The organism is Streptomyces sp. CAI-85 (genome assembly GCF_013363615.1).
Taxonomy (GTDB): domain Bacteria; phylum Actinomycetota; class Actinomycetes; order Streptomycetales; family Streptomycetaceae; genus Streptomyces; species Streptomyces antibioticus_B.
This window is the reverse complement of sequence record NZ_JAANNX010000147.1, coordinates 1-3,198: the sequence shown is the minus strand read 5'-3', so window position 1 is coordinate 3,198 and position 3,198 is coordinate 1. Positions and strand designations below refer to the sequence as shown.

Annotated in this window: 3 protein-coding genes; all 3 read left to right on the top strand. The window is 68.8% G+C overall.

Features of this window, described 5'->3' with window-relative positions; genetic code table 11:
* On the top strand, window positions 1-1,119 hold a 1,119-nt coding region (locus G6W55_RS37175; RefSeq protein WP_175525008.1), incomplete at its 5' end, for an NADH-quinone oxidoreductase subunit D.
* On the top strand, window positions 1,116-2,003 hold the full coding sequence (nuoE, locus tag G6W55_RS37170) for an NADH-quinone oxidoreductase subunit NuoE (RefSeq protein ID WP_175525007.1): 888 nt from the start codon (window positions 1,116-1,118) through the stop codon (window positions 2,001-2,003). The genes G6W55_RS37175 and nuoE, both read left to right, overlap by 4 nt.
* Window positions 2,000-3,198, top strand: a 1,199-nt coding sequence (gene nuoF / locus G6W55_RS37165; protein WP_175525006.1) for an NADH-quinone oxidoreductase subunit NuoF, incomplete at its 3' end; no start/stop codon positions are given. The genes nuoE and nuoF, both read left to right, overlap by 4 nt.

Genomic DNA, 3,198 nt, shown 5'->3' with positions numbered 1-3,198 from the left:
CGCTGCGGCATCGGCTACCTCCACACCGGCATCGAGAAGAACCTCGAATTCCGCACGTGGACGCAGGGCAGCACGTTCGTGACGCGCATGGACTACCTGACGTCCTTCTTCAACGAGACCGGCTACTGCCTCGCCGTAGAGAAGCTCCTCGGCATCGAGGACCAGATCACCGAGCGGGCCCAGATCATCCGGGTGCTCCTGATGGAGCTGAACCGGATCTCCTCCCACCTGGTGTGCATCGCCACCGGCGGCATGGAGCTGGGCGCGACCACGATCATGATCTACGGCTTCCGCGACCGCGAGATGATCCTCGACATCTACGAGCTGATCACCGGCCTGCGGATGAACCACGCCTACATCCGCCCCGGCGGACTCGCCCAGGACCTGCCGCCCGGCGCGGTCGACCACATCCGCGAGTTCGTGAAGAAGATGAAGAAGAACCTCCCGGAGTACGACAAGCTCGCCACCGGGAACCCCATCTTCAAGGCCCGGATGCAGGACATCGGCTATCTCGACCTGGCCGGCTGCATGGCCCTCGGCGCCACCGGCCCCGTCCTGCGCTCCACCGGCCTCCCGCACGACCTGCGCAAGAGCCAGCCGTACTCCGGCTACGAGACGTACGACTTCGAGGTGCCGACCACCGACACCTGCGACGCCTACGGCCGCTTCCTCATCCGTGTCGCGGAGATGCACGAATCCCTGCGGATCGTCGAGCAGTGCCTGGACCGGCTCCAGCCCGGCCCCGTCATGGTCGGCGACAAGAAGATCGCCTGGCCCGCCCAGCTCGCCCTCGGCCCGGACGGTCTCGGCAACTCCCTCGACCACATCAAGAAGATCATGGGCACCTCCATGGAGGCCCTGATCCACCACTTCAAGCTGGTCACCGAGGGCTTCCGGGTCCCGCCGGGACAGGCGTACACGGCCGTCGAGTCGTCCAAGGGCGAACTCGGGGTGCACGCCGTGTCCGACGGCGGCACCCGCCCCTACCGGGTCCACTTCCGCGACCCGTCCTTCACCAACCTTCAGGCGATGGCGGCGATGTGCGAGGGCGGCCAGGTCGCCGACGTCATCGTCGCCGTCGCGTCCCTCGACCCCGTGATGGGAGGCGTCGACCGGTGACCACCTCTTCTTCCGAGCGTGGCGTCAGCCTGGGCATGCCCGAACTGCCCGCGCCCGCCTACCCGGACGACGTCCGGGCCCGGCTGGAGGCGGACGCGCGCGAGATCATCGCCCGCTATCCCGACTCCCGCTCCGCGCTCCTGCCGCTGCTGCACCTCGTGCAGTCGGAGGAGGGCCATGTCACACGGACCGGGATGCGGTTCTGCGCGGACGTGCTGGACCTGACCACGGCCGAGGTCACCGCCGTCGCCACCTTCTACACGATGTACCGGCGCCGGCCGAGCGGTGACTACCAGGTGGGTGTCTGCACCAACACCCTCTGCGCGGTGATGGGTGGCGACGCGATCTTCGAGGGGCTCCAGGAGTACCTGGGCGTCGGCAACGGCGAGACCACCGACGACGGAAAGATCACCCTGGAGCACATCGAGTGCAACGCGGCCTGCGACTTCGCGCCGGTCGTGATGGTGAACTGGGAGTTCTTCGACAACCAGACCGTGCAGAGCGCGAAGCGCCTGGTGGACGACCTGCGCACCGGACGGACGGTGTCGCCCACGCGCGGGGCGCCGCTGTGCACCTTCAAGGAGACCTCCCGGATCCTGGCGGGCTTCCCCGACGAGCGGGACGGCGCCGTCGAGGCGAGCGGCAGCGCGGGACCCGCGTCGCTGGTGGGCCTTCGCCTGGCCAAGGGAGAGGCCGCACCCGCGCGCGTGGTCCACCCGCGCGACGGCGGCCCGCACGACTCCGGCCCGCACGACCAGGTGCCGGGGCGGGCGGCGCACGAGCCGTCGCCGGCCGAGCACCTCAGTTCACACGACGCGCCGCAGGACACATCGGCCTCCGACCCAGCCCACCCGGCAGGGCCCGCCGCCGAGGAGGGGGAGTGATGACCTTGGCACCCGAGCTGAAAGGCAGCAGCCCCGAGAAGCTGCTCGCACCCGTGCTGTCGGCCTTCTGGGACGAGGACAGGTCCTGGTCGCTGGACGTCTACCGACGGCACGAGGGGTACGAGGGACTCCGCAAGGCGCTCGCCATGTCCCCGGACGACCTGATCGCCTACGTCAAGGACTCGGGTCTGCGCGGACGCGGCGGCGCCGGGTTCCCGACGGGAATGAAATGGCAGTTCATCCCCCAGGGTGATGGAAAGCCGCACTATCTCGTTGTCAACGCCGACGAATCGGAGCCGGGGACCTGCAAGGACATCCCGCTCCTCTTCGCGAACCCGCACAGCCTCATCGAGGGCATCGTGATCGCGTGCTACGCCATCCGGTCCTCGCACGCCTTCATCTATCTGCGGGGCGAGGTGGTCCCCGTCCTGCGGCGGCTGCACGAGGCCGTCCGCGAGGCGTACGAGGCGGGCTATCTCGGCGAGAACATCCTCGGCAGCGGGCTCGATCTCCAGCTCACCGTGCACGCGGGCGCGGGCGCGTACATCTGCGGCGAGGAGACCGCGCTGCTGGACTCGCTCGAAGGCCGCCGGGGTCAGCCGCGGCTGCGTCCTCCCTTCCCTGCCGTCGCGGGCCTCTACGCGTGCCCGACTGTGGTGAACAACGTCGAGTCGATCGCCTCGGTTCCCGCGATCCTCAACAACGGCAAAGAGTGGTTCCGGTCGATGGGGAGCGAGAAGTCCCCCGGCTTCACGCTCTATTCGCTCAGCGGTCATGTCGCGGGCCCCGGACAGTACGAGGCGCCGCTCGGCATCACCCTCCGCCAGCTCCTGGAGATGAGCGGCGGCATGCGGCCCGGGCACCGGCTCAAGTTCTGGACGCCCGGCGGCTCCTCGACGCCGATGTTCACCGAGGAGCACCTCGACGTCCCCCTCGACTACGAAGGAGTGGGCGCCGCGGGTTCCATGCTCGGCACGAAGGCGCTCCAGTGCTTCGACGAGACGACCTGCGTGGTGCGGGCCGTCACCCGCTGGACCGAGTTCTACGCCCACGAGTCCTGCGGCAAGTGCACCCCCTGCCGTGAAGGCACCTACTGGCTCGTGCAGTTGCTGCGCGACATCGAGGCCGGCAAGGGCGTGCTGTCCGACCTCGACAAGCTGAACGACATCGCCGACAACATCAACGGCAAGTCCTT